24 protein-coding genes are annotated in these 24,852 nt (G+C 74.0%); 11 read left to right on the top strand and 13 right to left on the bottom strand.

Going from position 1 to position 24,852, the window contains the following annotated elements; translation table 11 throughout:
- Positions 1 to 122 precede the first annotated feature (122 nt).
- Complete coding sequence (locus ACFWBW_RS19400) at positions 123 to 866, bottom strand: NAD-dependent deacetylase (RefSeq protein WP_385373986.1); 744 nt, start codon at positions 864 to 866, stop codon at positions 123 to 125.
- Positions 867 to 912: 46 nt separating this feature from the next.
- On the bottom strand, positions 913 to 1,710 hold the full coding sequence (locus ACFWBW_RS19395; protein ID WP_385373984.1) for an aminoglycoside N(3)-acetyltransferase: 798 nt from the start codon (positions 1,708 to 1,710) through the stop codon (positions 913 to 915).
- Between the two features lie 145 nt (positions 1,711 to 1,855).
- Between ACFWBW_RS19395 and ACFWBW_RS19390 the strand changes: the two genes are divergently transcribed.
- Positions 1,856 to 2,734 (top strand): ATP-grasp domain-containing protein, encoded by an 879-nt coding sequence (locus tag ACFWBW_RS19390; protein ID WP_385373982.1) that lies wholly within the window; start codon positions 1,856 to 1,858, stop codon positions 2,732 to 2,734.
- A 54-nt stretch (positions 2,735 to 2,788) separates the two neighbouring features.
- Positions 2,789 to 3,658: a GNAT family N-acetyltransferase gene (locus tag ACFWBW_RS19385; protein WP_385373980.1), complete on the top strand. Its 870-nt coding sequence runs from the start codon at positions 2,789 to 2,791 to the stop codon at positions 3,656 to 3,658.
- 16 nt (positions 3,659 to 3,674) lie between these two features.
- Here the strand turns inward: ACFWBW_RS19385 and ACFWBW_RS19380 are convergent, their stop codons facing one another.
- The 3 genes from ACFWBW_RS19380 to ACFWBW_RS19370 all read right to left on the bottom strand — a co-directional run bounded on the left by ACFWBW_RS19380 (position 3,675) and on the right by ACFWBW_RS19370 (position 5,221).
- A complete protein-coding gene (locus ACFWBW_RS19380) occupies positions 3,675 to 4,118 on the bottom strand; it encodes a subtilase-type protease inhibitor (RefSeq protein WP_385373978.1) in 444 nt (147 codons plus the stop codon).
- A 186-nt stretch (positions 4,119 to 4,304) separates the two neighbouring features.
- A complete protein-coding gene (locus tag ACFWBW_RS19375) occupies positions 4,305 to 4,763 on the bottom strand; it encodes a Crp/Fnr family transcriptional regulator (RefSeq protein WP_385373976.1) in 459 nt (152 codons plus the stop codon).
- A 155-nt stretch (positions 4,764 to 4,918) separates the two neighbouring features.
- Positions 4,919 to 5,221 carry a hypothetical protein gene (locus tag ACFWBW_RS19370; protein ID WP_385373974.1) on the bottom strand — a complete coding sequence of 101 codons (303 nt, stop codon included), beginning with the start codon at positions 5,219 to 5,221 and terminating at the stop codon, positions 4,919 to 4,921.
- Between the two features lie 353 nt (positions 5,222 to 5,574).
- On the opposite strand from ACFWBW_RS19370, the gene ACFWBW_RS19365 reads away from it, so the two are divergent.
- Entirely contained in the window at positions 5,575 to 8,307 is a 2,733-nt protein-coding gene (locus ACFWBW_RS19365) for a DNRLRE domain-containing protein (protein ID WP_385373972.1), read from the top strand.
- Positions 8,308 to 8,442: 135 nt separating this feature from the next.
- Here ACFWBW_RS19365 and ACFWBW_RS19360 read toward each other — a convergent pair whose 3' ends face one another.
- On the bottom strand, positions 8,443 to 8,751 hold the full coding sequence (locus ACFWBW_RS19360) for an ArsR/SmtB family transcription factor (protein WP_385373970.1): 309 nt from the start codon (positions 8,749 to 8,751) through the stop codon (positions 8,443 to 8,445).
- 72 nt (positions 8,752 to 8,823) lie between these two features.
- Between ACFWBW_RS19360 and ACFWBW_RS19355 the strand changes: the two genes are divergently transcribed.
- Positions 8,824 to 10,833, top strand: a complete 2,010-nt coding sequence (locus ACFWBW_RS19355; protein ID WP_385373968.1) for a heavy metal translocating P-type ATPase — start codon at positions 8,824 to 8,826, stop codon at positions 10,831 to 10,833.
- On the opposite strand, the gene ACFWBW_RS19350 is transcribed toward ACFWBW_RS19355, so the two are convergent.
- Entirely contained in the window at positions 10,821 to 11,300 is a 480-nt protein-coding gene (locus tag ACFWBW_RS19350) for a DUF3224 domain-containing protein (protein WP_385373966.1), read from the bottom strand. The genes ACFWBW_RS19355 and ACFWBW_RS19350 overlap by 13 nt on opposite strands.
- Positions 11,301 to 11,401: 101 nt before the next feature.
- Here ACFWBW_RS19350 and ACFWBW_RS19345 point away from each other — a divergent pair, with 101 nt between their 5' ends.
- Positions 11,402 to 12,463, top strand: a complete 1,062-nt coding sequence (locus ACFWBW_RS19345; RefSeq protein WP_385374008.1) for a helix-turn-helix transcriptional regulator — start codon at positions 11,402 to 11,404, stop codon at positions 12,461 to 12,463.
- Positions 12,464 to 12,568: 105 nt separating this feature from the next.
- Here ACFWBW_RS19345 and ACFWBW_RS19340 read toward each other — a convergent pair whose 3' ends face one another.
- Together ACFWBW_RS19340 and ACFWBW_RS19335 are read right to left on the bottom strand one after the other, a co-directional pair.
- Complete coding sequence (locus ACFWBW_RS19340; protein WP_385373964.1) at positions 12,569 to 12,937, bottom strand: S26 family signal peptidase; 369 nt, start codon at positions 12,935 to 12,937, stop codon at positions 12,569 to 12,571.
- Between the two features lie 55 nt (positions 12,938 to 12,992).
- Positions 12,993 to 13,463: a hypothetical protein gene (locus ACFWBW_RS19335; RefSeq protein ID WP_385373963.1), complete on the bottom strand. Its 471-nt coding sequence runs from the start codon at positions 13,461 to 13,463 to the stop codon at positions 12,993 to 12,995.
- A 127-nt stretch (positions 13,464 to 13,590) separates the two neighbouring features.
- Here ACFWBW_RS19335 and ACFWBW_RS19330 point away from each other — a divergent pair, with 127 nt between their 5' ends.
- A complete protein-coding gene (locus ACFWBW_RS19330) occupies positions 13,591 to 13,938 on the top strand; it encodes a hypothetical protein (RefSeq protein WP_385373961.1) in 348 nt (115 codons plus the stop codon).
- Here the strand turns inward: ACFWBW_RS19330 and ACFWBW_RS19325 are convergent.
- The 3 genes from ACFWBW_RS19325 to ACFWBW_RS19315 form a co-directional block, all read right to left on the bottom strand.
- Positions 13,905 to 14,450: an adenylate kinase gene (locus ACFWBW_RS19325; RefSeq protein WP_385373959.1), complete on the bottom strand. Its 546-nt coding sequence runs from the start codon at positions 14,448 to 14,450 to the stop codon at positions 13,905 to 13,907. The two genes, ACFWBW_RS19330 and ACFWBW_RS19325, sit on opposite strands and share 34 nt — an antisense overlap.
- A 30-nt stretch (positions 14,451 to 14,480) precedes the next feature.
- A complete protein-coding gene (locus ACFWBW_RS19320; RefSeq protein ID WP_385373957.1) occupies positions 14,481 to 15,317 on the bottom strand; it encodes a MerR family transcriptional regulator in 837 nt (278 codons plus the stop codon).
- Between the two features lie 151 nt (positions 15,318 to 15,468).
- Positions 15,469 to 15,957: a hypothetical protein gene (locus tag ACFWBW_RS19315; RefSeq protein ID WP_385373955.1), complete on the bottom strand. Its 489-nt coding sequence runs from the start codon at positions 15,955 to 15,957 to the stop codon at positions 15,469 to 15,471.
- A gap of 675 nt (positions 15,958 to 16,632) precedes the next feature.
- Here ACFWBW_RS19315 and ACFWBW_RS19310 point away from each other — a divergent pair.
- A complete protein-coding gene (locus tag ACFWBW_RS19310; protein WP_385374006.1) occupies positions 16,633 to 17,826 on the top strand; it encodes an MFS transporter in 1,194 nt (397 codons plus the stop codon).
- Between the two features lie 514 nt (positions 17,827 to 18,340).
- Positions 18,341 to 19,108 carry a peptidoglycan-binding protein gene (locus ACFWBW_RS19305; RefSeq protein ID WP_385373953.1) on the top strand — a complete coding sequence of 256 codons (768 nt, stop codon included), beginning with the start codon at positions 18,341 to 18,343 and terminating at the stop codon, positions 19,106 to 19,108.
- Between the two features lie 21 nt (positions 19,109 to 19,129).
- On the opposite strand, the gene ACFWBW_RS19300 is transcribed toward ACFWBW_RS19305, so the two are convergent.
- The gene (locus ACFWBW_RS19300; RefSeq protein WP_385373951.1) at positions 19,130 to 19,873 is read right to left on the bottom strand and encodes an SDR family NAD(P)-dependent oxidoreductase; all 744 of its coding nucleotides are present in this window, start codon (positions 19,871 to 19,873) and stop codon (positions 19,130 to 19,132) included.
- Between the two features lie 283 nt (positions 19,874 to 20,156).
- On the opposite strand from ACFWBW_RS19300, the gene ACFWBW_RS19295 reads away from it, so the two are divergent.
- The 3 genes from ACFWBW_RS19295 to ACFWBW_RS19285 all read left to right on the top strand — a co-directional run bounded on the left by ACFWBW_RS19295 (position 20,157) and on the right by ACFWBW_RS19285 (position 24,822).
- Positions 20,157 to 20,864, top strand: a complete 708-nt coding sequence (locus ACFWBW_RS19295) for a phosphohydrolase (RefSeq protein ID WP_385373949.1) — start codon at positions 20,157 to 20,159, stop codon at positions 20,862 to 20,864.
- A 399-nt stretch (positions 20,865 to 21,263) separates the two neighbouring features.
- Positions 21,264 to 21,809 (top strand): DUF6193 family natural product biosynthesis protein, encoded by a 546-nt coding sequence (locus ACFWBW_RS19290; RefSeq protein WP_385373947.1) that lies wholly within the window; start codon positions 21,264 to 21,266, stop codon positions 21,807 to 21,809.
- 370 nt (positions 21,810 to 22,179) lie between these two features.
- Positions 22,180 to 24,822: a glycoside hydrolase family 3 C-terminal domain-containing protein gene (locus ACFWBW_RS19285; protein WP_385373945.1), complete on the top strand. Its 2,643-nt coding sequence runs from the start codon at positions 22,180 to 22,182 to the stop codon at positions 24,820 to 24,822.
- Positions 24,823 to 24,852 lie beyond the last annotated feature (30 nt).

Here is a 24,852-nt window from a genome sequence, read left to right as displayed (position 1 = left end):
CCGACCCGGGGCGGGCCGGCAGGGCGACGGCCGTGATGACGAAGCTCGACGTGGCGGAGATGCGGCGGGCGGCCGACGCGGGCTGAAACGGGCCGGCGGGGGCCGACGCCGCTCGGCCCGGCCTACGGGAGGAACGCTCCGTCCGCGGCGATCCGCGTCAGCAGGGCCGGCAGCGCCGTCCCGATGGGCTCGCGGATCACCTCGTCGGCGAGGGAATCGTACGGGGTCTCCTGCGCGTTCACGACGATCAGGCGGGCCCCGGCCTCCGCGGCCATCCCGGCCAGCGAGGCCGCGGGCTGCACCTGGAGCGTCGAGCCCACGGCCACGAAGACATGGCAGCCCTTGGCGACCGCGACGGCCCGCGCGAGCACCTCGGGATCCAGCCGCTCCCCGAACATCACGGTCGCCGCTTTCAGGATCCCGCCGCACCCGAGACAGGCCGGATCCGGTTCCCCCGCGGCGACCCGGGCCAGCGCCTCGTCCATCCCGGTACGGGCATGACACGCCGTGCACACCACGGCCCGTGCCGTGCCGTGCAGTTCGAACACCTTGCGCGCGGAGGTCCCGGCGAGCTGGTGTAGACCGTCCACGTTCTGAGTGATCACCCGCAGCGGGATCCCGGCGCGCTCCAGCTCGGCGACGGCGAGGTGCGCGGCGTTCGGCCGGGGCTCCAGGGCCCCGATCTCGGCGCGCATCAGCCAGGACCGGCGCCGGATCTCCGGGTCGGCCATGTAGTACTCGTAGGTCACGAGCTTCTCGGCGTCGGCCTCCCGGCGCCACAGCCCCTGCGGCCCCCGGTAGTCGGGAATCCCCGAATCGGTGGACATCCCGGCCCCACTGAACACTGCGACGAGCGGCTTTCCCATGCGCCGACTCTAGGCAGCCCGGACGGCGTTCTCCACGGGGTTTCGGCTAGCGTGCGGACCCCGAGTCGGCGTCCAGCAGTTCCTGGAGCCGGGGGACCGCGAAGTCGACCAGGGCCGGTACCGGGAGGAGACGGCACACCGCGCCGCCGACCCGTGACGGGTGGATGCCCGCGTGGCGTTCGAAGTCGGGGCCCACGACCGGGAAGTGGGTGTCGTTGTCGTTGCCCACGTCCGGGGTCTCCACCCAGACGCGCTCACCGGCCACCTCCATCGGGAAGCGCCGCACCCGCAGCCGGGGGCGGGGCACGAGGGACTCGACGTAGTGCAGGAACGAGTTCCGGTTGTGGCCCACCCCGATCAGCAGGATGTGCGCGCCCAGGTGGTGCAGCCGGCCGAACGGCGAGGTGCGGCCCAGTGCGAAGCCCAGCGACTGCCCCGCCGTGACCTCTGCCGCGCGGGCGCCCACCGCCGCCACCGACGCCTGCGGATGTCCGCTGCGCAGGCTGTCGGGCAGGGATCGCAAGGCCTCCGGTACGGCGCCCAGCGCACGCGTGACCGGCAGCCCCGGGTGGAACAGCGGCACCGCGGCCCGCCGTGCCGCCACCACGGCGTCGGGCACGCCCACGTGCTCCGGGTCGGGGTCGGCCACCTCCCAGGTGAACGCCGGGACGGCTACCGTCCCGGTCGGCCCCACCGCCTCGCGCAGGCTCGCCACCACCGTCGCGGCGCCACCGTCCACGCGCCCGAGCGCGGACAGCGAGGCGTGCACCATCAACGCCATGCCCTCGCCCACGCCGGCCTCCCGCCAGCCCGCGACCAGCTCACCCATCCCGAGCACGAACACCCTCCCGCTCCCCGGCCGGTTCCGCTTCCGGCACTCCGCTGTTCCGGCATTCCGGCATTCCGGTTCCCGTGCTGATCACATCACTGCGGGGGACGGCCGGTGCATCCGGGGCCCGTCTGCGCGCGGACATCCGTAGGGTGGCGGCATGTCGACCACCGTCCTGTACTGCTCCGATCCGCTGAACGAGCGCCGGCCCGACGCCCACTTCGCCGAGGAGGCGCGTGCGGTGCGCGCCGCAGGAGGCGACATCGGGCTCATCGACCACGACGCGCTGCTCGCCGGGGACGCCGGCCGGGCCGTGGCCCGGGTGCCCTCCGGGGCGGGGGAGCTCTGGTACCGGGGCTGGATGATCCCGGCGGCCCGGTACGCCGACCTCGACGCGGCCCTGCGCGAGCGCGGATGCGCACTCCGCGTCACCCCGGACGCGTACCGGCGCGCCCATGAACTACCGGGCTGGTACGAGGCGTTCGCCGGACTGACCCCGCCCAGCCGGTGGCTGGCGACACTCCCGGGGCAGACCCCGGAGCCGGACCGGCTGGCGGACGCCGCCGCGGGCCTCCCCTCCCGCGCCGGCATCGTCAAGGACTACGTGAAATCCCGTAAGCACCAGTGGGCCGAGGCCTGCCACCTCCCCGACCTCGCGGACCGGGCCGCCGTCCACCGCGTGGTGAACCGCTTCGTGGAACTCCAGGGCGAGGACCTGGCCGGCGGGGTGGTGCTGCGCGCCTTCGAACAGTTCACGGCGGCCGAGGGCGTGGCCACCGAGGTACGGGTCTGGTGGCGGGACGCCGAACCCAGGCTGGTCACCGCCCACCCCGACAGTCCGTACGCCGAGGCCGCGGCGCCGGACCTCGGACCGGTGCGGGCCGCCGTCGCGGAGCTCGGCTGCGCCTTCGTCACCACGGACCTCGCGCTGCGCGCGGATGGTGCCTGGCGGGTCGTGGAGGTGGGCGACGGGCAGGTGAGCGATCTGCACCGGGAGGTCGATCGCGAGGCGTTCGTCCGCCTCCTGACGGTTGGTTGAGGCCTCGCGCCGGGGCGCACGGGCCTCGGGGGCGGATCTGGTACAACATCGGACATGACGGGATCGACTGGATTCGAGATCAACGGCGCGAGCGCAGCCGACATGGCGCTGCTCCGCGACTGGGCCGACGAGGAGGGCTGGAACCCCGGGGACTCCGACCGGTTCGCGTTCACCGTCGCAGATCCGGGCGGATTCCTCGTCGGGCGGCTCCGCGGGGAACCCGTCGCCTGCATCTCGGCCGTCCGGTACGGCGACGGCTTCGGTTTCATCGGCTTCTACATCGCCCGCCCCGAGGTCCGGGGTCAGGGCTACGGGATCAAGCTCTGGAAGGCCGGCATGGAGCGGCTCCACGGGCGGCTCGTCGGGCTGGACGGGGTGGTCGAGCAGCAGCACAACTACCGCAAGTCCGGCTTCCGGTCGGCCTGGAACAACGTCCGCCACGAGGGGGTGCCGCGGACGGCCGGGGAACCCCCGCAGGAGGCGGCGGCCGGGGTGCGGATCGTGGACGCGACCACCCTGCCCTTCGGGCAACTAGCCTCCTACGACCGGAAGTTCTTCCCCGCGCCGCGCGACGCCTTCCTCGCCGCCTGGGTCGGCCTGCCCGGCCGTACCGCCCTCGCGGCGGTCCGGGACGGCCGGGTCGAGGGGCTCGGCGTCGTCCGGCCGAGCAGCGGCGCCTCGCGGATCGGCCCGCTCTACGCCGCCGACCCGGCCGTCGCCGCCGCCCTGCTGCTCCGGCTCGCGGAGCGGACCCCCGACGGCAAGGTCGCCGTGGACGTACCGGACGCCCATCCGCGGGCCGCCGCCCTGCTGGGCGGACTGGGCCTGACCCCGGCCTTCGAGACCGCCCGGATGTACACCGGCCAGGAACCGAACCTCGACCTGGCCGGGATGTACGGGGTCACGAGCCTGGAGCTGGGCTGATCCGCGCAGCCGGGTCTCAGATGGTGAAGACCGTGCCGGTGCTGTTCCACAGGGCGCACGGGTTCGCGTACGTGTAGGAGTAGCTCATCCGGCGGCCCTGCCACACGCCTTCGGCGGTGACGGTCAGCGGGTTCCACTCCCGGGTACACGCCGCGTCGGGGCGCGGCTCGGCGAGTGCGTCCAGCTCGGGGGCGTGAGCCTGTAATTCGGCGCACGCCGCGTCCGGGTCCGGGTGGGTTCCGCCGGGCCGGGGCGCGCAGACCAGCGTGACCGCGCGCAGCACCGTACCGCCGGCCGCGTCCTCGCCGTCGGTGACGCTCAGCACGAGCGCGGACGGGGCGTAGAGGCTTTCACCGCCGGCGGGTGCGGCTCCGGCGATGCCCGAGCCCGTCAGGGCGGTGAGGGCGGTGAGCCCCATGGCGGCGGACGACAGTCCCAGGGTCCTGGTGACGGATCGCATGTCGAACACTCCTCGCGTCGTTGCGTCGGATAACAGACGCGAGTCTTGCCCATGCGGAACCGGAACGCCCGTTCGCACCTCTACTTCTCGTCACGCAGCGCGCACACATGACCGCAGACCGCAGCAGCCGCGAGGTGGCTGACCTGTGGGGGAGCGGTCGGCGGAATCGGCCCGAACCCGCCCGGATCAGCTCGCGGCGAGGCGGGGGGCGTACAGGTCCATGAGGCGGGTCCGGGTCTGCTGCAGCCGCAGCGCGAGCACCCGCCCGACCCAGTGGCCGAGGGCGGACCCGAAGGCCGGATCGGCGTCCATGAGCATCCGTACGGTCGTGGCGTCGAATTCGTACGCGCGGACCGGGGTCATGGCCTCGGCGCCCAGCTGCCACACGTACGGCGGGAACAGCCACGACCAGCCGACCAGTTCTCCGGGGCCCAGGCTTTCGATGGGTGTGGGCCGGCGGCCCGGAACCGGAATCTCCAGGGTCACCGTGCCGGAGCGCACGATCCAGAAGGAGTCCGCCCGGGAGCCCTCGTCGAAGATCCGCGCGCCCTCGCGGAAATTGACCTCGTGGGCGTGCGACATCAGCCGCCCACGGTGTTCGGTCGACAGGACGGCAGCGATCCGGATGGGGGAAGGTGTGCTCACGACGGCCTCCGATCGGGACCCCCCGCTCCCCCAGTGTCGCTGACGCCGGGCCGAAACCGGGGCGTCCGTCTCCGGAGAATTGTCCGATTTTCGGCCGCGCAAACCCCGCAGGCCGGAAATGCGGGCCGGAAGTGCTGGCCGGAAGCGCGGCCCGGCTACTCCTCGGCGCCGGCCTCCAGGCAGGCCAGCTCCATGGCGTCGAGGACGGCCTCGTGGCTGCGTCCGCTCAGTTCGGAGACGTTCTCGATCTGGGCCGTAGCCCAGGCCGCCAGGGTCATCACCAGCACGCGGAGCCCGTCGGTTCCGTACTCCGCGAGGATCTCGTCGGCGGCGTTCATCGCCTTCTCGGGCACTTGTTCCGGGGGCTCGAGCCCGGCCAGACCGCGGAGCAGGGTCAGGGTGCGGCGGGAGATCTCGGGGGTCATCCTCGCCAGCCGCGTGTCTTCTTCGTCGCTCATCCCGCTCCGCCCCTCCGGTCCCGCGCTCGCGCCCGCTTACGTTCCCGGGCGTGCGCTCCTGCCCGTGCCTGTGCCGTCCCCCAGGGCACCGTAGAGGGGCGCGGGCCCGGGTGGGGCGGCAATGGCGAGAACGGGCCCGGCGTCCCACGTTCCGGACGGTCGGATGCCTTTCAGGGCCGCGTTTTTGGCATCCGATGGGTCAAGTGCGGTGAACGGATCCGGGATTCCCCCTAAGGTGCCCGTGGTCACGACTGTGGACATCCGTACGACGATTTTCGGCCATTCCGTGTGCCGCACTCAGTACTCTGCATTCCGATTTCGTTCTCGTTCAAGTTTTTCGAACTGGGGGGTTCATGCGTAGATCCAGAGGGCTGGCCACAGCTCTCGCCCTGGCGCTGGCCGGCAGCTGCACGGCCATGGGCCTCGGCCTCGTCGAAGAGGCCGCGGCCATCACCCCGCCGGTGGCCTTCACCGCCGACGAGCTGCCCACCTGGCAGGCCAACGGCGTCGTCTGGGCCCTGGCCGAGGCGGGCGACCAGGTCTTCGTCGGCGGAACCTTCTCCGAGGTGCGCCCGCCGGACGGCGCCGCCGGGACCGAGCAGGAGGCGGTGAACTTCGCGACGCTCGACGCCGCGACGGGCGCCCCGACCTCCTGCAAGCTGTCCTTCACCGTGGGCTCCGGCACCGCCACCGTCCGGGCGCTCGCCCTCTCGCCGGACAAGGCGACCCTGTACGCGGGCGGCTACTTCGGCGCCGTCAACGGCACCGCGGTCTCCAGCCTCGCCGCCATCGACGTGGCGACCTGCACCGTGAAGACCGGCTTCCGGCCCGCCTTCGCGGCCACCGTCCGCGCCCTCGCCGTCAACGGCGACACCGTGTACGCGGGCGGCGACTTCCTCACCGTCGCGGGCCAGCCGCGCGAGCGGTTCGCCGCCGTCGACGCGGCCGACGGCACGCTGAAGCCCTTCACCGCGAACGCCGACGAGCCGGGCCGGGCCGTAGAGCTCACCCCCGACGGCGAACACGTGGTCCTGGGCGGCGACTTCTTCACCGTGGGCGGTACGAACAGCCACGCCCTCGCCGTCGTCGACGCGACGACCGGCGCCGTCACCAAGGCCTACCCCGGGTTCGTCGAGACCAACTCGGTGGTCAAAGACATAGCCACCGACGCGACCGGCTTCTACACCGCCAACGAGGGAACGGGCGGTGGCGTCTTCGACGGCCGGATCGCCCTGAACCTGAGCGACTTCGGCCAGCGCTGGCGCGACACCTGCCTCGGGGCGACCCAGGCCGTGCTCCCGTACCAGGACGTGCTCTACAGCGCCTCGCACGCGCACGACTGCTCCGGCATCGGCGAGTTCCCGGACGGCCAGCGCCACCACCTGCTCGCCCAGCCGACCACCGCGACCGGCAAGCTGGGCTGGGCTCCCGACACCAACGACGGCATCGGCGAGGGCATCGGCCCGCGCGTGATGGCGGTCGGCTCCAAGGGCGGCGTCAAGTACCTCTGGGTGGGCGGCGAGTTCACCACCGTCAACGGCTCGGCGCAGCAGAGCCTGACGCGCTTCGCCTCCACCGGGGACACGGGTGCGCCCAGCGTCCCGGTGGCGAGCGCCGTGAGCTTCAAGCCCGGTGAGGTCCAGGTGCGCTGGCGCACCAGCCTCGACCTGGACGACGGCACGCTCACGTACAAGGTCTACCGGGGCGGCGCGGCCACGCCGATCGCCACGGTCGCGGCGGACTCCCTGTTCTTCCGCCGCCCGCAGGCCTCCTGGACCGACACCACCGTCACCGCCGGGCAGTCCTACACCTACCGGGTGACCGCCACCGACGCGGCCGGCAACGCCAGCGCCCTGTCGGCCACGGCGAGCGTGACGGTGCCGAACTCGCCCGACGCGTACCCGAGCGCCGTCCGCACGGACGGCGCCCAGCTGTTCTGGCGCTACGACGAGTCGGCCCTGCCCTTCGTCGCGGACTCCTCGGACGGCGGCAACCAGAGCGGTGTGCACCTGAACGCCCCCGCCCTGCGCCAGACGCCCGGTGCGGTCACGGGTGCGAGCACGGCCATCGGCTTCGACGGCACGGACACCCAGGTGTACGGCGATCGCCGCCAGAACGTCGGCTCCACGTACAGCATCGAGACCTGGTTCAAGACGAACACCACCAGGGGCGGCAAGCTCATCGGGTTCGGCAACAACCAGGCCCGCGGCAGCAGTCAGTACGACAAACACGTCTACATGACCAATGACGGCCGGCTCGTCTACGGCGTCTACAGCGGCGGGACCCACACCGTCACGACCGCGGCCGCGTACAACGACAACCAGTGGCACCACGTCGTCGCGACCCAGGGCCCGGGCGGCATGGTCCTGTACGTGGACGGAGTGCAGAAGGGCACGCTGGGCTTCACCGCGCACGAGAACTTCGCGGGCTACTGGCACGTCGGCGGCGACAGCCTCGGCGGCTGGCCGAACCGTCCGGTCAGCGAGTACTGGGCGGGCCGGCTGGACGAGACCGCCGTCTACCCGACGGTCCTCAGCGCGGCCCAGGTGCAGAACCACCACACCCTGGCCTCCGCCCCGGCCGACTCGGTCGTCGAGGTCCAGGCCGCGGAGGACACGTACGCCAACGCGGGCGCCCCGGGCACCAATTACGGGACGTCCGGCTCGCTCGCGGTGCGCGGAACCTCGTTCTACGCGAGCTACCTGCGGTTCAACCTGCCCGCCGCGCCCGCCGGCACGGTGCTCAAGGCGGCCACGCTGAGCGTCAAGACCAGCACCATGGCCGGCGCCGGCACGACGGACACGGTGTCCGTGCTCCCGATCACCGGCTCCTGGACGGAGGCCGGGACCACGTACGCCAACCGCCCGGCACTCGGCGGCCCGGCGCTCGGCAGCTTCGCGGGCGTCCCGGAGGGCTCGGCCGTCCAGACGACCGGCCTGGACAAGACGGCTGTCGCGGGGGCGCTCGGCAGCGCGTACGGCTTGGCGCTGAGCAGTGCCGGAACGGACGCGCTGTGGCTGTGGTCCTCGGAGGCCGCGGCCAACGAGGGCTCGCCGAAGCTGACGCTCACCTTCGGCGCGCCGTAGCGGTAGCGGGTCCTGCGCACGGCGGCCGGGCGGTTCCCACGCCCGGCCGCCGTTGCGCTTCCTGTGCCCGGCCGCCGTCGCAGTTCGTGTGCCCGGCCGCCGTCGCGGTTCGTTTGCCCGGCCCCGGAGCGGTTCCTACGCCCGGGCGCTGTGGTGGACGTGCTCGAGGATCTGCTGGAGCAGGGCGGTGACGTGCGCGTCGTGGAGTTCGTAGATCACGCTGCGCCCGTCGCGGCGGCCGGTCACCAGGTCGAGGTGGCGCAGGAGCCGCAGGTGGTTGGAGACGGTGGGCTGGCCGAGGTCGAGCGCCTCGGCCAGCTCGCCGACCGAGCAGGGGGCGTGCAGCAGCCGGGCCAGGATGCGGATCCGGGCCGGGGAGGCCAGGCCCTGCAGGACCTCGGCCACGGCGGCGGCGTCCGGTTCGGTGAGCGGTTCCGGTTCCATGCCGTCACTTTAGATCAATGCATCAGGGCATCTTCAGGTCCATATATTTCAACATGCTGATATGTTGATGTCATGACTGAAGCCGAGAACGTGACGACTCACCGCCACGGATTCCTGGGCGAGCGCGCGGAGCTGGTCAGCGCCCTGCTCGCCCTCACCGTCTACCTCACTGGCCTCACCCTCCAGCTCACCGGCTCCTCAGGACCCGTCCCGCAGGCCCTCTTCGTCGCGGCGTACGCCTTCGGCGGGTTCTTCACCCTCCGCGAGGCGCTCCTCGCCGTACGCGGCGGCCGCTTCCAGGTCGACTTCCTCATGCTCGTCGCCGCGGCCGGCGCCGCCGCGATCGGGCGGTGGGAGGAGGGTGCGGTCCTGCTCGTCCTGTTCAGCCTCGGCCACGCCCTGGAGGGCTACGCCATGGGCCGGGCCCGCCGCTCCATCGAAGCGCTCGGCGAGCTGGCCCCGCGTACCGCCCTGGTGCGCCGGGGTCCGGGTGCGCCGGTGGAGGTCCCGGTCGAGGAGCTGGCCATCGGTGACACCGTGGTCGTCCGCCCGCACACCCGCGTCCCGGCCGACGGTTTCGTCGCCGCGGGCACCAGCAGCGTCGACCAGTCGCCCATCACCGGCGAGAGCGTTCCCGCAGACAAGACCCCCGTCGCCGACCGGGCCGCCACCCTCGCCGACCCGGGCGCGGCCGGTCCTGAGAGCCGCGTCTACGCCGGCACGGTCAACGGCTCCGGCGCCCTCGACATCGCCGTCACCCGGCTCGCCGGGGAAAACACCCTGGCCAGGGTCGTCAAGCTGGTCCAGGACGCCGAGGAGCGCACCTCGCCGACCCAGCGGTTCACCGAGCGGGTCACGAAGTTCTTCGTACCGGGCGTCCTCGTACTCGTCGCCGTACTGCTGGCCGCCGGCGCCCTCACCGGCGAGCCCTTCGCCGACAGCTTCTACCGCGCCATGGCCGTCCTCGTCGCCGCCAGCCCCTGCGCCCTGGCCATCGCCACACCGGCCGCCGTGCTCAGCGCGGTGGGCAGGGCGGCACGCGGAGGCGTACTGGTCAAGGGCGGGGCGCCGCTGGAGGAGTTCGGCCGGCTGCGGACCATCGCCTTCGACAAGACCGGCACCCTGACCGAGGGCCGGCCCCGGCTCACCGAGATCGAGCCCGTCCACGCCGCCGGACGCGAGGAGCTGCTGCGCACCGCCGTCGCCGCGCAGCGCCTCAGCGACCACCCCCTCGCGCAGGCCGTGGTCCGCGACGGCGCCGGACTCCTGCAACGGGCCGCCACGTCCGAGGCCGCCACCTTCGGGGCCACCACCTCCGAGGCCGCCCCCTCCGAGGCGCGCAGCCTGCGGGCGGTCATCGGCCGCGGAATCGTCGCCGAGCTCGACGGAGAGGCCGTCCACATCGGCAGCCTCGCCTACGCCGACACCCTCGCGGGACCGCCCGTACCGGCCGGGCTCCGCGAGCGCACGGAGGAACTCGCCCGGACCGGGCGCACCACCATGCTGGTCCGCCGGGGCGACCGCTGGCTCGGCACGCTCGGCCTGATGGACGCCCCGCGCCCCGAGGCCGCCGCGGCGGTGGCCGCCCTGCGCGGGCTCGGGGTGCAACGGACCGTGATGCTCTCCGGCGACGACCAGCGGGTGGCCGACGCGGTGGGCCGCGCGATCGGCATGGACGAGATCCGGGGAGGCCTGCTGCCCGAGGACAAGGTCGCCGAGGTGACCCGGCTGCGCCGCACGGCCCGTACGGCGATGATCGGCGACGGCGTGAACGACGCCCCGGCCATGGCCGGCGCCACCGTCGGCGTGGCGATGGGCGCGGCCGGATCGGCCGTGGCCCTGGAGACGGCGGACATCGCCCTGATGTCCGACGACCTGCGCCGGCTCCCCTTCATCACCGGCCTCAGCCGCCGCGCGAGCCGCATCATCCGCCAGAACCTCTGGCTGAGCCTCGGCATCGTGGCGGTACTCGTCCCGGCCACCGCCCTGGGCCTCGGCATCGGCCCGGCGGTCCTGGTCCACGAGGGCTCCACCCTCGTGGTCGTCGCGAACGCGCTGCGCCTGCTGCGCTACGCCGACTGATCGGCGGTCGTGGCCGCATCCGTGAAGGCGTACTCGAAGGCGTACTCCACCGAGGTGTCGCCGTAGCGGTGGGTGAAGGAGCCGGAGCCGGCGAGGCCGGCCAGGCCGCCGGTGCCCGAGCCGGGGAGCACGGTGAAACGGCAGTGGGTGCCGGTGGCGTCGAAGGTGCCGTTTTCCTCCAGGACGAAGCCGCCTTCGCGGCCGTCGACGGTGCCGGTGACCAGCTCCATGCCGGTGAAGGTGCCGGTGCTGTCCCCCGTGTAGGCCACGGTGTAGGTGCAGGCCGTCGCGGGGGCGGTGAGGGCGCCGGTGAAGGCGTTGGTGACCGTGGCGCGGGCCAGGCGGGGGAAGGCGCCTTCCGGGCCGACCGGGTGCTCCTCCCAGTCCTTGAAGGTGAAGGCGTTGGCGTTGGCGCTGGTGGTGGGCGCGTGAGCGGGTGCGGGCGTTGTGGTGGGCGTCGTGGGCACCGGGGCCTCCTGGTGTGGGTTCTGCGGGCCGTCGGCCCGTCCGTGCACAGCCTGGGCGGTGTACCTGACATCTCCTGTCAGGTATGCCGGACAATGACCGCATGCGCGCCGACCGGCTCCTCTCGCTCCTCCTGCTGCTCCAGAACCGGGGCCGGATGACCGCCCCCGACCTCGCCGCCGAGCTCGAGGTCTCCGTCCGTACCGTGTACCGGGACGTCGAGGCGCTCGGCGCCTCCGGGATCCCCGTCCACGCGGACCGGGGACCGGCCGGCGGATTCCGCCTCGTCGACGGCTACCGGACCCGCCTCACCGGTCTGACGGACGCCCAGGCCGGCTCCCTGTTCCTCGCCGGCGCCCCCGGCCCCGCCCGGGACCTCGGCCTCGGCGCGGACCTCACCGCCGCGCAGCTGAAACTCCAGGCCGCCCTCCCCGCCGAACTCGCCGACCGGGCCCGCCGGATCCAGCAGCGCTTCCACCTCGACGCGCCCGCCTGGTTCCGCGACGCCGACCCCGTCCCGCACCTCGCGCAGATCGCCGAGGCGGTGTGGGAGCAGCGGATCCTGAGCACCCACTACCGCCGCTGGAGCGGCGCCGTCCACCGTGCGCTGTGCCCGCTCGGGCTCGTACTCAAGGGCGGCATCTGGTACTTGGCCGCCGCCCGGGCCGCGGAGGCCGGGTCCGGTCCCGGCCCCGGCCCCGGTCCCGATCCCGGTCCCGGCCCCGGTCCCGGTCCCGGCCCCGGTCCCGGTCCCGAGAACACCGGGGGCTCCGTGCGGACCTACCGGGTGGGGCGGTTCCTCGCCGTGGAGACACCCGGGGAGCGCTTCGAGCGCCCCGATGGCTTCGAACTCGCCGCGTACTGGGAGGAGTCCGCCCGCCGCCTGGAGGCGGCCACGCGCCGGCAGACCGCCGTCGTACGGCTCTCCCCGCGCGCCCGGCGCCTGCTGCCGATGTGGTTCGGGGCGGCGGGCGTCCACGCCCTCGCCACCGCGGGTCCGCCCGACGCGGAGGACTGGGTGGTCGTGGAACTCGCCGTCGAGTCCGGCTCCGTGGCCGTCGGCGACCTGCTCCGCCTCGGGGCGGACGCCGAGGTGCTCGGCCCGCCGGAGCTGCGCCGGGACCTCGCGGCCGCGGTGGCCGAACTGACCGGGCGCTACCGATGAGAACGCGCTGCGACCGGGACCGGGAGATGCGCGAGGGCGAACGGCCGGCCGAAGCGCTACGGGACGCCCCGCGGCGGATCGACGGGCCTTGGGTGCTGCTTCGGATCAGGCCGGGCCCGAGGTGTCCGCTGCCGCGCGGACCTTGGCCGCCGCCCCGGGGCGGGGGACGTCGTCCACCGTGAGGCAGATGCCGAAGACCCGGTCGTGGCCGGTCCAGCCGTTGACGCGGCCCCGGTTGTTGGAGATCTGGACCCGGCGGCGCGGGGTGTCCACGGCCGTGACGAGGTGCAGGTACACCGTGCCGGACACCCGTGCCAGCACGATGTCGCCGGGTTCGAGGAGGGTGGGGTCGACCGGGGCGACACGGACGCGTTGCCGGCTGTGGACCAGCGGGACCATGGACGTGCCGGTGGGCCGGAACTCCACCGTCGCGCCCGCGCGGACACGGTCTGCCTGGACGTCGAGCATTCCCATCGGGCGAGTGTGCCCCGGTGCCGGGTCCCGCGGCCATCGGATTTCGGCGGAGGCCTCAGGGTGCCGGCGGCGGCTCGACCTCCAGGAAACGGCGGCGGCGGGGGCCGCGGTACAGCAGGCAGACCCAGCCGAGCCGTTCGAGCGCGGCCGCGCAGGCCGTGAGGCGTTCCTGCTCCTCCTCGGCCGCGCCGCCGCCCGGCGGGCCGAGCCAGGTCACCTCGACGCGGCCCTCCCCGGACGCGGCGGGGCCCACCCGGTACCCGGTCCGGGTGCGCGGCCCGCCCGGGTCCTGCGGATCCCGCGCCGACGGCGGGAAGCCCGCCGCCTCCAGTACGAGGGCCACCGCACGCGGCATCAGCCGGAGCTCCCACGGGGCGGGAACTCCGGCGCCCGAAGGGCCGTTGACGAGCCGGCGGATCTGCAGCAGGCCTTCGTAGGCGGTACGCAGCTCCGCCTCCCGTCCCGCTGGGGAGGGCGCGGGGCCGTCGCCGTCCGCCGGCTCGAAGCCCTGCCCGGGTGTGTTCACGTACGGCTGCCCTTCGTCCCGTCCGGTCCGATCAGGTGCGATCCGGTCCGCTTCTGAGTACCTCACACCCAACGGCCTGAGTATCCGGCCCGATTCCCGGGGCGGCCTCCGCTGATCGAATGGGGGCATGACCTCGGAGACCGCCACCGCCAGCGCCACCGTGACCGCCACCGCGCCCACCGTGAGCCGCCCGCGCATGCAGCAGCACGTCACCACCGCCGGCTCGGCCCTGGCCGTGGCCCTGGTCCCGCTCGTGGTCGGGGTCCTGGTGGCCAAGGGGCTCGCCGCGGACCCGCACGCACCGGTCAACGCCCTGATCACCGGTGGCGGCCAGCGCGCCGGTCTGCCGCGGGCGGAGTGGCGCCGCCGCGGGCACGCCACGATGCGCCGCCTGCGCACGGCCCGGCGCGGAACGGTCCGGGGCGCCGTACGGGGTCGTGCCTACGTGATGGGCGGCCGCCCGGCGGGTCGTTGAGCCCGCAGCCAGGCTGCCGCGGCCTGCGGGGAGCGCAGCCGCACCACCCGCAGCGGGGCGAACCGTGCGTCGCCGGCCAGAGCGCCGATCTCCGCACGCCGGGCCCCGTACCGGGTCCAGGCCCACCAGGCGGGGTGGTCGGCGAGCAGCCACTCCCGCCACCGCTCGCGGTTGCCGCCGAACAGCCGCTCCCGGAACAGGCTCCGGCGCAGCGAGCGCACCAGCACCCGGCGCATGACAGTACGGCGCGGCTGGTCCAGCCACACCACGGTGTCGGCCCGCCGCCACAGCACCTCGCGCGCGGCCTCCGGCCCGTGGGAGTCGAGGATCCACCGGTCGCCTTCGGCGATCCGCGCGAGGTCCGCGACGTAGGACGGGCTGACGGCCCACCCGGGCCCGGAGAAGTGCAGCTCGTCCAGCTCGTGGTACGGCAGGGCGAGCAGGCGTCCCAACTCCCGGGCCAGGGTTGACTTGCCGGCTCCGCTGATGCCGACCACGAGGACGCGTTGCATCAGCGGAGCCTAACCGTTGGCCGTCCGGCCTCAGGCGCCGAGCGGCTCCTGGAGTTCGGTGACCCACTGGTCCCGGTCCTCCGGGCAGGCCAGGGACACCTCGCGGGCGTAGCCGGCGGAGCGCTCCCCGTTCGCGTCGATCCACTGGGCCAGGGCCTGCGCGGTCGGCAGGACGGAGTCCATCGAACCCCGGTGCACGACCGTCGCAGCCCGCTCGACGGCGGGCAGCACGACGATGCGTACGTCGCCTCCGAGATCCTCGGCCCGGACGTTCGCCGCCACCGCGACCCCGGCGTGGACCAGGACGGCACCGGGCCGCGACGCGTCGCCGGCGTCCTCGTAGTAGGCCACGCCCGGGGCCGTCAGCGTGACGCCGGCGGCCTCGACACGGCTGAGCAGCTCGTCGTAGAGCGGGCCGATGACCGGGCTGATGTCCTGCCCCTCGTAGCCGGCCGCGATCCCGCTCAACTCTGCGAGACGGACGGGCGGAAGGCTCTTCACGACGATGTCGATGGAAGACATGGTTCCCTCGTTCTCGATGATCCGGAGCCTCGTCTCGACCTGGGTCAGCCGGGCCGCCGCGGCGGCCATGGCCGATTCCAGTTCCGCCTGCCGCAGCCGCAGCATGCCGCGCAGCTCCTCCGCGCTCACCAGCTCGCCGAGTATCGACCCCACCTGTTCCAGGCTGAAGCCGAGCTCCTTGAGCGCGATGACACGGTTGAGGCGGGCGAGCTGCCCGGCCTCGTAGTAGCGGTAGCCGCTGGCGGGGTCGACACGGGCCGGGTGCAGCAGTCCGAGGGCGTCGTAGTGACGCAGCATGCGGACCGACACCCGGCCGTGCTTGGCGAAGTCTCCGATGGTGAACATGACGCCTTCCAGTGCAGGCCCTGACACGGTGTGAGAGTCAAGCGCGCCCAGGATATGTGGCCATCGGGCCAGGTCAGCGGCACGGGTGGGCGCCTCAGCTCAACGACACGGCTCCACGACACGGCTCACCGGCACGGCTCACCGGCTCAGCTCACCGGCCGGCCTGGCGGATGCAGAGGTCCACGATGGAAGGCGGCAGGGAACCTTCCGCGGCCGCGCACAACTCGTCCGTGCGGGGCAGCCGCTGTACGGCTTTGCGCGCGGGGCGGTCCGGCCGTGCGGCGGCCGTCTTGGGCGGGTGCGCGCGGCGCGGCACGGCGGGCTTCGCGCGCCGTTCGGCCACCGGAAGGGGGGCCTTGGCCGCAGGCCGGGGGTGTTCGTGTCCTCGGCCCCGGTCCGCGTCGGCCCGGTCGGCGTCGGGCCTCGCCGGGAGTTCGCCGAGGGGCAGAGGTTCGGCAGGGAGCCCGGCCGGACCGGCTGCGGGGGAGGCGTCGGGCGGCCCGCTGAGATCCGGAGCATCGGCGGGCGGTACGGAGCCACGCGCGGGCACGTCGGAGACCTGCGGGCCGCCGACCGACACGCAGCCGGCGCTCGCGAGGAGGGCGACGAGGGAGAGGGGCAGGACCCGGCGCAACTGCATCGGACCACCATGCAGCACGGGCGGGCGGGCCGGTTCCCGCGCGGCTCCCGTGCCCAGGCGGGGAGGGCGCGGACAACGGGGCGGGGAAGGCGCCGCGGGCGCTGCCGGAACGGTCCTTCGGGCCCACTGTGATCGTTTCTGCCGCGACGGGAGGTTCACCGGTCCGGGAGAACGCGCACGTGGACGGGGGTGGACCTGGCGCGGAAATCCGGACAAGGTTCGGATGGGAACGACAGTACGGATGCCGGGGGAGGCGCGACCCCCGGTGCTCCGCGTTGCCGTGCCGGTTCCCCGGACCGGCCCCGCCCGACCGGCGGGAACGCTCCGGTGGGCCGCCCGTCTGCCTGCACGTCTGCCCGCCCGCCTGCCCGTACGGAGTCCCGCCCCATGACCGAAGCCCCCGCGCCCGGCAACGAACCCCAACCCCACTCCCCGGATCCGAAGCACCCGCCGAGCCACGCACCCGTCCCCGTAACGGGTTCCGGTCCGGCCCCGGACGCCGTGTCACACCCGGGCCCCGGGCCGGCCCCGGGCTCCGGCCCTGACTCCGTCCCCGGACCGTCCGCCGGGCCCGTCACCGCGCGGGGTGAGGCGATCGAGCCGGGCGATGCCGTCGAGCCGGGCAAGGCAGTCGCGCCGGGCAAGGCCGTCGGCGGGTGGCGGGGATGGGGGGCCGTGGGGGCGGTGGCGCTCGGGATCTTCTGTCTCATCACCTCCGAGTTGCTGCCCGTGGGCCTGCTCACCGCAGTAGGCGCCGATCTCGGTGTGTCCGACGGCACCGCCGGGCTCATGGTCACCGTGCCGGGGCTGGTCGCGGGACTCTGCGCGCCCCTGGTCACCGTCGGCGCGGGCAGGCTCGACCGGCGGGGGGTGCTGGTCGTGCTGATCGCCCTGATGGCCGTCGCCAACCTCGTCGCCGCCGTGGCGCAGGGCTTCGGGGTGCTGCTGGCCGCCCGGGTGCTCGTGGGCGTCAGCGTGGGCGGCTTCTGGGCCATAGCCGGCGGCCTCGCCGTCCGCCTCGTCCCCGCGCACCACGTCGGCCGGGCCACCGCGCTCGTCTTCGGCGGAGTCCCCACCGCCTCGGTACTCGGCGTCCCCGCCGGGACCCTGCTCGGTGAAGTCGGCGGCTGGCGGTTCGCCTTCGCGGCCGTGGGCGGGCTCGGAGTCCTCACCCTGGCCGCGCTGCTCCTGCTGCTCCCGCCGCTGCCGCCGACCCGGACCATCACCTTCGCCCAACTCCCCGCCCTGCTGCGGCGCAACCGCGCGGTCCGGGCGGGGGTGGCCGTCACCTTCCTGGTGGTGACGGGGCAGTTCGCGGCGTACACGTTCGTCCGGCCGATCCTGCAGGACGTGTCCGGGGTGGACGCCGGCTACGTGAGCACCCTCCTCCTCGGGTACGGAGTCGCGGGCGTGGCGGGCAACTTCCTGGCGGGCGCGCGCGACCCGTACCGGACGCTGTTCACCGTCGGCGCCGCCCTCACCGTGATCCTGGCAGCGATCGCCCTGGTGCCGGGAGCGGTCGCCGGGACGGTGTTGCTGCTGGCCTGGGGGCTCGTGTACGGCGGGGTCTCGGTCAGCCTCCAGAGCTGGATGATCAAGGCAGCCCCGGACGATGCGGAGGCCGCCTCCTCGCTGATGGTGGCGATGTTCAACCTGGCGATCGCCGCGGGCGCGTTGTCCGGCGGTCTCGCGGTCGACGGCATCTCGGTGCCCGCGGCCCCGCTGGCCGGAGCCGCCTTGATGGCCCTCGCGGCCGTCACCGTCCGGGTCACCTCGACCTCCCGGGCGGCCACGCGAGCCGTCATGGGCGCGAGCGCGCCGACCGCCGCCGTCAGCGCCCGCGACGCTTCACCGGCCGATCGGCGATAGACGGCGATGGACCAGAGACGGGTGAGTGACGGGTCGGCGACGGGTCGGCGACGGGTCGGCGATCGATCAGCGAGCGGTCAGCGGTGCCCTCCGGTGCCCTCCGGTGCTCTCCGGTGCTCTCCGGGGCCGGAGTTGACCGTCCGCAATCCGGACGGTCGACCTCCCAGCCTGCCGGAGGAGCGGTTCCGGACGGGGTGATTCCGAGGCGGAGGTCGCGCCCAGACGGGGCGGATGGGGTGGATCGGACATCCGGCTTGACCTGGGGCATCTCCTGGAGAAAGAGTGCGCCGGTCGAACACCACCACCCGGACCGACCCCGCCCGCGACGTCCGGACGTCCAGCACCGCCGCCCGATCCGCACCCCGGAGACACCTCACGTGCCCGTACCCACCCGATCCGCCCGGCGGCGCAGGATCTGACCGGCCGGATACGGGGGCCGACACCGCACCGCCGCGCCGGCCCCCGTACCCGCCGGGAGACAACCGTGTCCCTTCACCCCGATGAGAGTGGGCTCGTGCCCGACGACGAACGCTTGCTCGTACGCCCCTACGTGGCCCCCTCGGGCCCGCTGCCCGGCTCCTCCGGGCCCGCATGGCCCGAGGAGTCCGGGCGGATCACCGTACCGACCCGCTTCGGGCCGCCCGCCGAGGTGCCCGGGCCTTCGCGCGTACCCGCGTGGGAATCCGGTCCCGCGCAGCAGGCGGAGCCCCCGGCGGCCCCTGCCGGTCCCCGGCGGGGCAGCCGCCTTCCGCTCCTCGGACTCGCCCTGCTCGCACTCGGGGCGGCGGGGGCCATCGCGTTCCTCCTGCGCGGCCCCGACCGGGAGCCTCCGCGCGCGGTGACCCGGCCGGACCTGTCCGTACCGGTCCTCCCGGCGCGCAGCCCGGGGGCGGACGAGGAGCCCACCGCGGCCGTGGAGTCCGCACGCCCGCCCGCGTCCGGAGTCCCGTCCGCGACGGCTCCGACCGGAGCCGGTGAGCCGACCGCAGGCCCGTCGGCGGGTACGAGCCGGGAGCCGAAGCCGACGGGCCCCACGGGCACGCGCCCGACGCCGGGCGGGGGCGGGCGCGGGACCCTGAGCCCGGGGGACCGCGGGGCCAAGGTGCGCGCCCTGCAGGAACGGCTCCACGCGCAGGGGTTCACGTACGTCTCCGTCACCGGGGTGTACGACGAGCAGACCCGGCGCGGTGTCATGCAGCTCCAGCAGAACAGGAGCATCGAGGGCGACCCCCTGGGCATCTACGGACCGGCCACCCGCGCGGCCTTCGAGGGCGAGGACTGACCGACGCGGGGTGGCGTCCGGTCAGCGCCCGCCGGCGACGCGCAGCACCGTACCGGTCGTGTACGCGGCGTCCGCGGACAGCAGCCAGGCGATGGCCGCGGCCACTTCCGCCGGCTCCCCGGCCCGGCCGAGCGGGATCTCGGCGGCCGCGAGCGCCGGGCGGTCGGGGTCCCCCATGGCGGCGTGCATGTCGGTGTCGATGATGCCGGGGGCCACGGCGTTGACCCGGATCCCGTCAGGGCCCAGTTCCTTGGCGAGGCCCAGGGTCAGGGTGTCGGTGGCGGCCTTCGTCGCGGCGTAGTGGACGTAGCGGCCGGGACTGCCGAGGGTGGCGGCCGCGGAGGAGACGTTGACGATCGCCCCGCCGCCCGACTCGGCCATGTCCTGGGCGGCCCGGCGGCAACACAGCAGGTACCCGAGCAGGTTCACGTCGAGCACGCGGCGCAGATCCTCGATCCGGATGTCGGCGAGGCGGCCCGGAGTGCCGGTCACTCCGGCGTTGTTGACCAGCCCGGTCACCGCACCGAACTCGGCTCCGGCGATGTCGAAGAGCCGCTCCACGCCACACTCCTCGGAGGTGTCACCGCGCACGGTCACACACCGCGCGCCGGCCTCCCGCACCCGCTCGGCGGTGGCCTTGGCGGCCGCGTCGTCATGGAGGTAGCCAAGGACGAGATCGTGCCCGTCCGCGGCGAGCCGGACGCACGTGGCAGCGCCGATACCGCGACTGCCTCCGGTGACGATGGTGACCGGACGACGTGACATATGAGCCTCCTGCATGACGCATTACCCCGTGTCGTGCCCACACCTGGGATCGCCGCAGGCTAACACCGTGATATCCCGCGGATCAGCGGATATGAACTCCGGAGCGCGCTGCGGGGGTGCCTGGCGGAGTCGCTTCCCGATGACGCCCCTGCCGAGGAGCGGCACCACCGTGCCGGCCTTGCGAGAGTGCCGCTCCTCGGCTCGAGGCCACGCCGAAGGGGCTCGCCGAACAGGTCGCCGCAGCCGGCCTCGGAGTTGCAGCTCCCCGGGCTAGTCTGGCGGGATGCCCCGACCCGACCTCCTCGCCCGGGCGCTCGAAGCCCCCGTCGAGCCGCCGTTGCGTCCTCTCCCGGAGACCGTGGCCGCGCTGCTGCGCGAGTTGGCCGCGCCGCCCCGGCTCGCGGCGCATCTGCGACTCGTGCACGACGTGGCGTACGAACTCACCGACTGGTTCGCCGAGTTTCGACCGGCGTTGGCATTCGACCGAGGGGCCGTGCTCTTCGGCGCGGCCACGCACGACATGGGCAAGGTGGTGCACACCGCCGAACTGGACGGCCCCGGTTCCGCGCACGAGCCGGCCGGCCGTGAGTTGCTCCTCGCCTACGGGTTCGCGCCGGAACGGGCCCGCTTCGCCGCCACCCACGGTTCCTGGGCGGGGACCGGAGTGAGCGTCGAGGAGTTGTTGGTCACCACCGCGGACAAGGTGTGGAAGGGCAAGCGGGTCAGTGGCCTGGAGGACCTGCTCATCGACCACCTGGTACGGGTGTCAGGGCCCGGCGCCGAGCGCTGGCAGGTCTACCTCGAACTCGACTCACTGCTCGCCCGGATCGCGGAAGGCGCGGACGCCCGCCTGGCCTTCCAGGCCGCGTACCCGGTCCTCGTCCACCCCGCCCGCGATCCAAGCGCCGCCGTGCCGGGCGACGACGTCCCGCCGCGGGGCATGCCGCCGGGCGTCATCCAGAGGGAAGGCCGAGACCTTCCAGCTCGATGAGGAAGGCCTTCGTGGCCGAGTGCGGACGCCCTTCCGCGATCCGAACACCGGGGGCAGGTGCACCCACTGCGAGCCGGTCCGGAACGTCCGTGCGATCGCGTCGATCACCTGGCGATGATCACGCCACCGCCCCGCCCCGCTTCGGCGTCCGGTCTGGCGACAACAGGTCTTTCCGCGCCCACTGCGCACCAGCGACGGGACGACCAGACCAACGATGGACGGCAGACTGGGGTGATGAGCTTTGGGGCGGGGCATGGCGAGGGTGGCTGGGACGATGACGGGGCCCTTCGGGCTGCGTTGAGGCGTACGGCCGATGAGCTCGGGCTCGCCCTGCCCGAGTCGGACGGGGCGTGGGGTCGACTTGCGGAGTACGTCGACGGGGGGAGCGGTCGGCGCGTCATGGTGTACCCGCCCGGCGAGGGGCGGCGGACCTTCCAGGTGAACCTTCAGGACAACGGCACGCGCCTGGCCTGTGGGTGGACCGCGGACCTGACCGAGGTTGTCGGGGCGACAGTGGCGTGGACGGCCGGTGCGGGGCTCGAGGAGAGCCGGGCGCGCGCCCCGTTCATCCGGTTCAGGCCCTGGGCCCTCGAACATGAGCGGGAGCCCTTCGGTGTCGTCGAGTTGACGTGGAGGGCCAAACTCGACCGTATCCACATGCCGCCGTACGACCGGCACCCGCGCGCCCACGCGCTGCTGGCCGCGGCGTTCGCCGAGCCGGTGCTGCGCCGGCTGATGCCGGTCAACAGCCACTTCAACCTCTGGTTCTCCACCAGTGTCGAGGAGTTCAGGAAGAGCCGGGTCGGGTACGGCATCCGGCCCTACGACGAGGGGCTTTACGGGGTCCGGAACGGGGGTGAGCTGGTCGCACGCACCGAGACGCCGGAGGAAGCCGTCGCCCTCGTGGCGGCCGCCCTCCCGGAGAAGGCCGGGGAGGCGAGCTGAGGCGACGTAGAGGGCCGTGGGCAGTACGCGGGGCATTTGCGGCACGGGAAGTCGGACCGGCCGCCTTCCCGTGCTGAGGGTGAGATTCGTAGACACGCCCTGGGTGTCAGGATCTTGGAAGCCTGCCGACCGGCACGACTGCCGATGCGTGCGCCACCTCCGGCACCTGCGGGCACACACGGCACGGCTTGCGGAGAACTGTCGCGCCGCCTCGTCCTTACCGCGCACGCGGAGGCGGCGCTGGATGCCTGACGGCGACCAGGGCTACGGCCGGGCCCGAGCCTGGCCGTTGACAGGTGATCCGGTGCGCCGGGATCATGTCGGAGAGCGCTCTCCCGGTGTTCAGGCGGTTGGTGGGTGAGGGGTGGACATGCGCGACGGTGACGTGGAACTACTGCTGGACAAGCTGGATCCCGGGCAGCGGGTGCGGCTGCTGACGGGGGCCGACACCTGGCGGACCCGCGCCGAACCGGACGTGGGGCTGCGGGAGATCGTCTTCTCTGACGGTCCGGCCGGGGTGCGAGGGCCCGGCTGGGACGAGCGGTTCACCTCGGCCCTGCTGCCCTCGCCCACCGCCCTCGGGGCGCTGTGGGACGAGGACCGGGTCCGCCGGCTCGGAGAACTGCTCGGCGACGAGGCCCGGCGCAAGGGCGTGCACGTCGTCCTCGCCCCCACCCTCAACCTGCACCGCAGCCCCCTCGCCGGACGCCACTTCGAGTGCTTCTCCGAGGACCCGCTGCTCGCGGGCCGTACGGGGGCGGCCCTCATCCGCGGAGTCCAGTCGAGGGGTGTGGCCGCGACGGCGAAGCACTACGTGGCCAACGACTCCGAGACGGAGCGGCTGACGGTCGACGTACGGCTCGACGAGCGCGTGCTGCGCGAGCTCTACCTCGCGCCCTTCGAGGCCGCCGTCCAGGCGGGGGTGTGGCTCGTGATGTCGGCGTACAACAAGGTCAACGGTCTGACCATGAGCGAGAGTTCCCTGCTCGCCGAGCCTCTGAAGGGGGAGTGGGGCTTCGACGGGGTGGTCGTCTCCGACTGGGGAGGCGTCCGCTCGACGGTGGCCTCGGCCGTCGCCGCGCAGGACCTGGCCATGCCGGGACCCCGCGGTGCGTGGGGTGAGGCGCTACTGGAGGCCCTGGCGAGCGGCCAGGTCCCGGCGGAGGCGGTCGAGGACAAGGTTCGCCGATTCCTGCGGTTGGCGTCCCGGGTGAGGGCCCTCTCGGTGGGAGGCGCACTTCCGGATGCGGGGTTGGATCCGGGGGCGGGGACAGAGTCGGGGTCGGGCTCGGGGACAGAGTCGGGGTCGGAGCCGGTCCTGGACCGCCCCGCGTCGGCCGAGGCCTCCCCTCCGGGCTCAGCCGCGAGCCTGCTGTCGGCCCCGGCCCCGGCCCCGGCCCCGGCTCGGCTCGGTGTCTCGGCGGCGGGGGCGAGCGGGATCCCCGAACCCGGTGCGGCCGGTCTCGGCGGCTTGCGCCGGGAGCTGCGGGCCGCGGCCGCTGCGAGCTTCGTGTTGCTGGAGAACCGGGGGGTGTTGCCCCTGGAAGAGGGGGCGTTGGAGCGTGGGGTCGCCGTCATCGGGGTGCATGCCGATGAGCCCCGGGTCCAGGGCGGCGGGAGTTCCGAGGTGTTCCCGCAGCGTGTGGTCAGTCCGCTCGACGGGCTGCGGAGCGCGCTGGGCCCGCACGTCCGGGTCGCCTATGAAGCGGGCCCCGCGCCCGAGGGCGGCGACGGGCAGGCTCCGCTGGGCGCGAGGTACGCCCGTGACCCGGAAGGCGGCGCCCCGGGCGTGCGGTTGCGCGTGCTCGACGCCGACGGGGCGGTGCTGTGCTCCGCCCACCAGTCCTCCGGCCGGGTGCTGGAGCCGGAACTGCCTCCCGGCGCCCACACCGTCGAGCTCGCCGCAGTCCTCCATCCGGACACGAGCGGAACCTGGACCCTCGGGCTCGGCGGCTTCGGCGCGCTCCGCCTCTCCGTCGACGGAGCCGCCGTGATCGACGGCGAGTTCCCGCCCGAGACCGCCGATCCGGCGATCATCCACGTCCGCCCGCCCCAGCACACCGCCCGGATCCCGCTCACCGCCGGCCATCCGGTGCACATCGTGGCTCGGCGCGAGCTCGCCGCCGGCACCGGCCGGGCGACCGTCCTCACCGCCGCCCCGCCCCTTCCCGGTCCCGCCGAGGCGCTCGCGGCCGCCGTGGCCGCCGCCCGGGCGGCCGACGTGGCCGTCGTGGTCGTCGGCACCACCGAAGGCGCCGAGTCCGAGGGATTCGACCGCACGTCGCTCCGACTGCCGTCGCCCCAGGACGAGTTGGTGGCAGAGATCGCCCGCGCGAATCCCCGTACGGTCGTCGTCGTCAACTCCGGCGGCCCCGTCGAACTGCCCTGGCGCGAAGCCGTCGGAGCCGTCCTCCTCCCCTGGTTTCCCGGCCAGGAGGGCGGGCACGCACTCGCCGACGTCCTCCTCGGCCGCGCCGAGCCGGGCGGGCGGCTCCCCACCACCTGGCCGGCCACCCTCGCCGACGCCCCCGTTCGCTCCACGCGGCCCGTCGAAGGTCAACTCCCTTACCAGGAAGGCCTGCACGTCGGTCACCGCGCCTGGCTGCGGAGGGGATCCGCCGGTGCGGCTCCCGCGTACTGGTTCGGACACGGACTCGGCTACACCACCTGGGAGTTCGAGTCTCTCGGCGCCCCGGAACCGACCCCGGGCGGGGGCTGTGAGGTCCCCGTGATCCTCCGCAACACCGGGACCCGGCGCGGCCGCGAGGTCGTCCAACTCCACCTGGCCCGACCGGACTCGGCGGTGGAACGCCCGGTGCGCTGGCTCGCGGGCTGGGCGGCGGTGGAGGCGGAGCCGGGGGAGCGGGTGACGGCGTACGTACGGATCCCCGCGCGGGCCCTGCAGCACTGGTCTCCGCAGGCCGGGGGATGGACGGCCGAGCCGGGGCGGTTCGCCGTCCTGGCCGGTCGCAGCGCGGGCGACCTGCCGCTCCGGGGGGCGATCGAGGTCTGAGTGGGCCGTGAGCGCGGGCGGCTACAGTGC

Source organism: Streptomyces sp. NPDC059957, from assembly GCF_042730015.1.
Classification (GTDB): domain Bacteria; phylum Actinomycetota; class Actinomycetes; order Streptomycetales; family Streptomycetaceae; genus Streptomyces.
This window is presented reverse-complemented; position numbering and strand designations above follow the sequence as displayed.

Excerpts from the sequence above, each read along its gene's own strand:
- ACFWBW_RS19340 (WP_385373964.1), bottom strand. The coding sequence starts at position 12,937 with ATGGGAATGCTCGACGTCCAGGCAGACCGTGTCCGCGCGGGCGCGACG.
- ACFWBW_RS19360 (WP_385373970.1), bottom strand. The coding sequence starts at position 8,751 with ATGGAACCGGAACCGCTCACCGAACCGGACGCCGCCGCCGTGGCCGAG.
- ACFWBW_RS19380 (WP_385373978.1), bottom strand. The coding sequence starts at position 4,118 with ATGCGATCCGTCACCAGGACCCTGGGACTGTCGTCCGCCGCCATGGGG.
- ACFWBW_RS19325 (WP_385373959.1), bottom strand. The coding sequence starts at position 14,450 with ATGCAACGCGTCCTCGTGGTCGGCATCAGCGGAGCCGGCAAGTCAACC.
- ACFWBW_RS19400 (WP_385373986.1), bottom strand. The coding sequence starts at position 866 with ATGGGAAAGCCGCTCGTCGCAGTGTTCAGTGGGGCCGGGATGTCCACC.
- ACFWBW_RS19320 (WP_385373957.1), bottom strand. The coding sequence starts at position 15,317 with ATGTTCACCATCGGAGACTTCGCCAAGCACGGCCGGGTGTCGGTCCGC.
- ACFWBW_RS19290 (WP_385373947.1), top strand. The coding sequence starts at position 21,264 with ATGGTGTACCCGCCCGGCGAGGGGCGGCGGACCTTCCAGGTGAACCTT.
- ACFWBW_RS19370 (WP_385373974.1), bottom strand. The coding sequence starts at position 5,221 with ATGAGCGACGAAGAAGACACGCGGCTGGCGAGGATGACCCCCGAGATC.
- ACFWBW_RS19365 (WP_385373972.1), top strand. The coding sequence starts at position 5,575 with ATGCGTAGATCCAGAGGGCTGGCCACAGCTCTCGCCCTGGCGCTGGCC.
- ACFWBW_RS19285 (WP_385373945.1), top strand. The coding sequence starts at position 22,180 with ATGCGCGACGGTGACGTGGAACTACTGCTGGACAAGCTGGATCCCGGG.
- ACFWBW_RS19315 (WP_385373955.1), bottom strand. The coding sequence starts at position 15,957 with ATGCAGTTGCGCCGGGTCCTGCCCCTCTCCCTCGTCGCCCTCCTCGCG.
- ACFWBW_RS19300 (WP_385373951.1), bottom strand. The coding sequence starts at position 19,873 with ATGTCACGTCGTCCGGTCACCATCGTCACCGGAGGCAGTCGCGGTATC.
- ACFWBW_RS19330 (WP_385373961.1), top strand. The coding sequence starts at position 13,591 with ATGACCTCGGAGACCGCCACCGCCAGCGCCACCGTGACCGCCACCGCG.
- ACFWBW_RS19345 (WP_385374008.1), top strand. The coding sequence starts at position 11,402 with ATGCGCGCCGACCGGCTCCTCTCGCTCCTCCTGCTGCTCCAGAACCGG.
- ACFWBW_RS19355 (WP_385373968.1), top strand. The coding sequence starts at position 8,824 with ATGACTGAAGCCGAGAACGTGACGACTCACCGCCACGGATTCCTGGGC.
- ACFWBW_RS19295 (WP_385373949.1), top strand. The coding sequence starts at position 20,157 with ATGCCCCGACCCGACCTCCTCGCCCGGGCGCTCGAAGCCCCCGTCGAG.
- ACFWBW_RS19385 (WP_385373980.1), top strand. The coding sequence starts at position 2,789 with ATGACGGGATCGACTGGATTCGAGATCAACGGCGCGAGCGCAGCCGAC.
- ACFWBW_RS19390 (WP_385373982.1), top strand. The coding sequence starts at position 1,856 with ATGTCGACCACCGTCCTGTACTGCTCCGATCCGCTGAACGAGCGCCGG.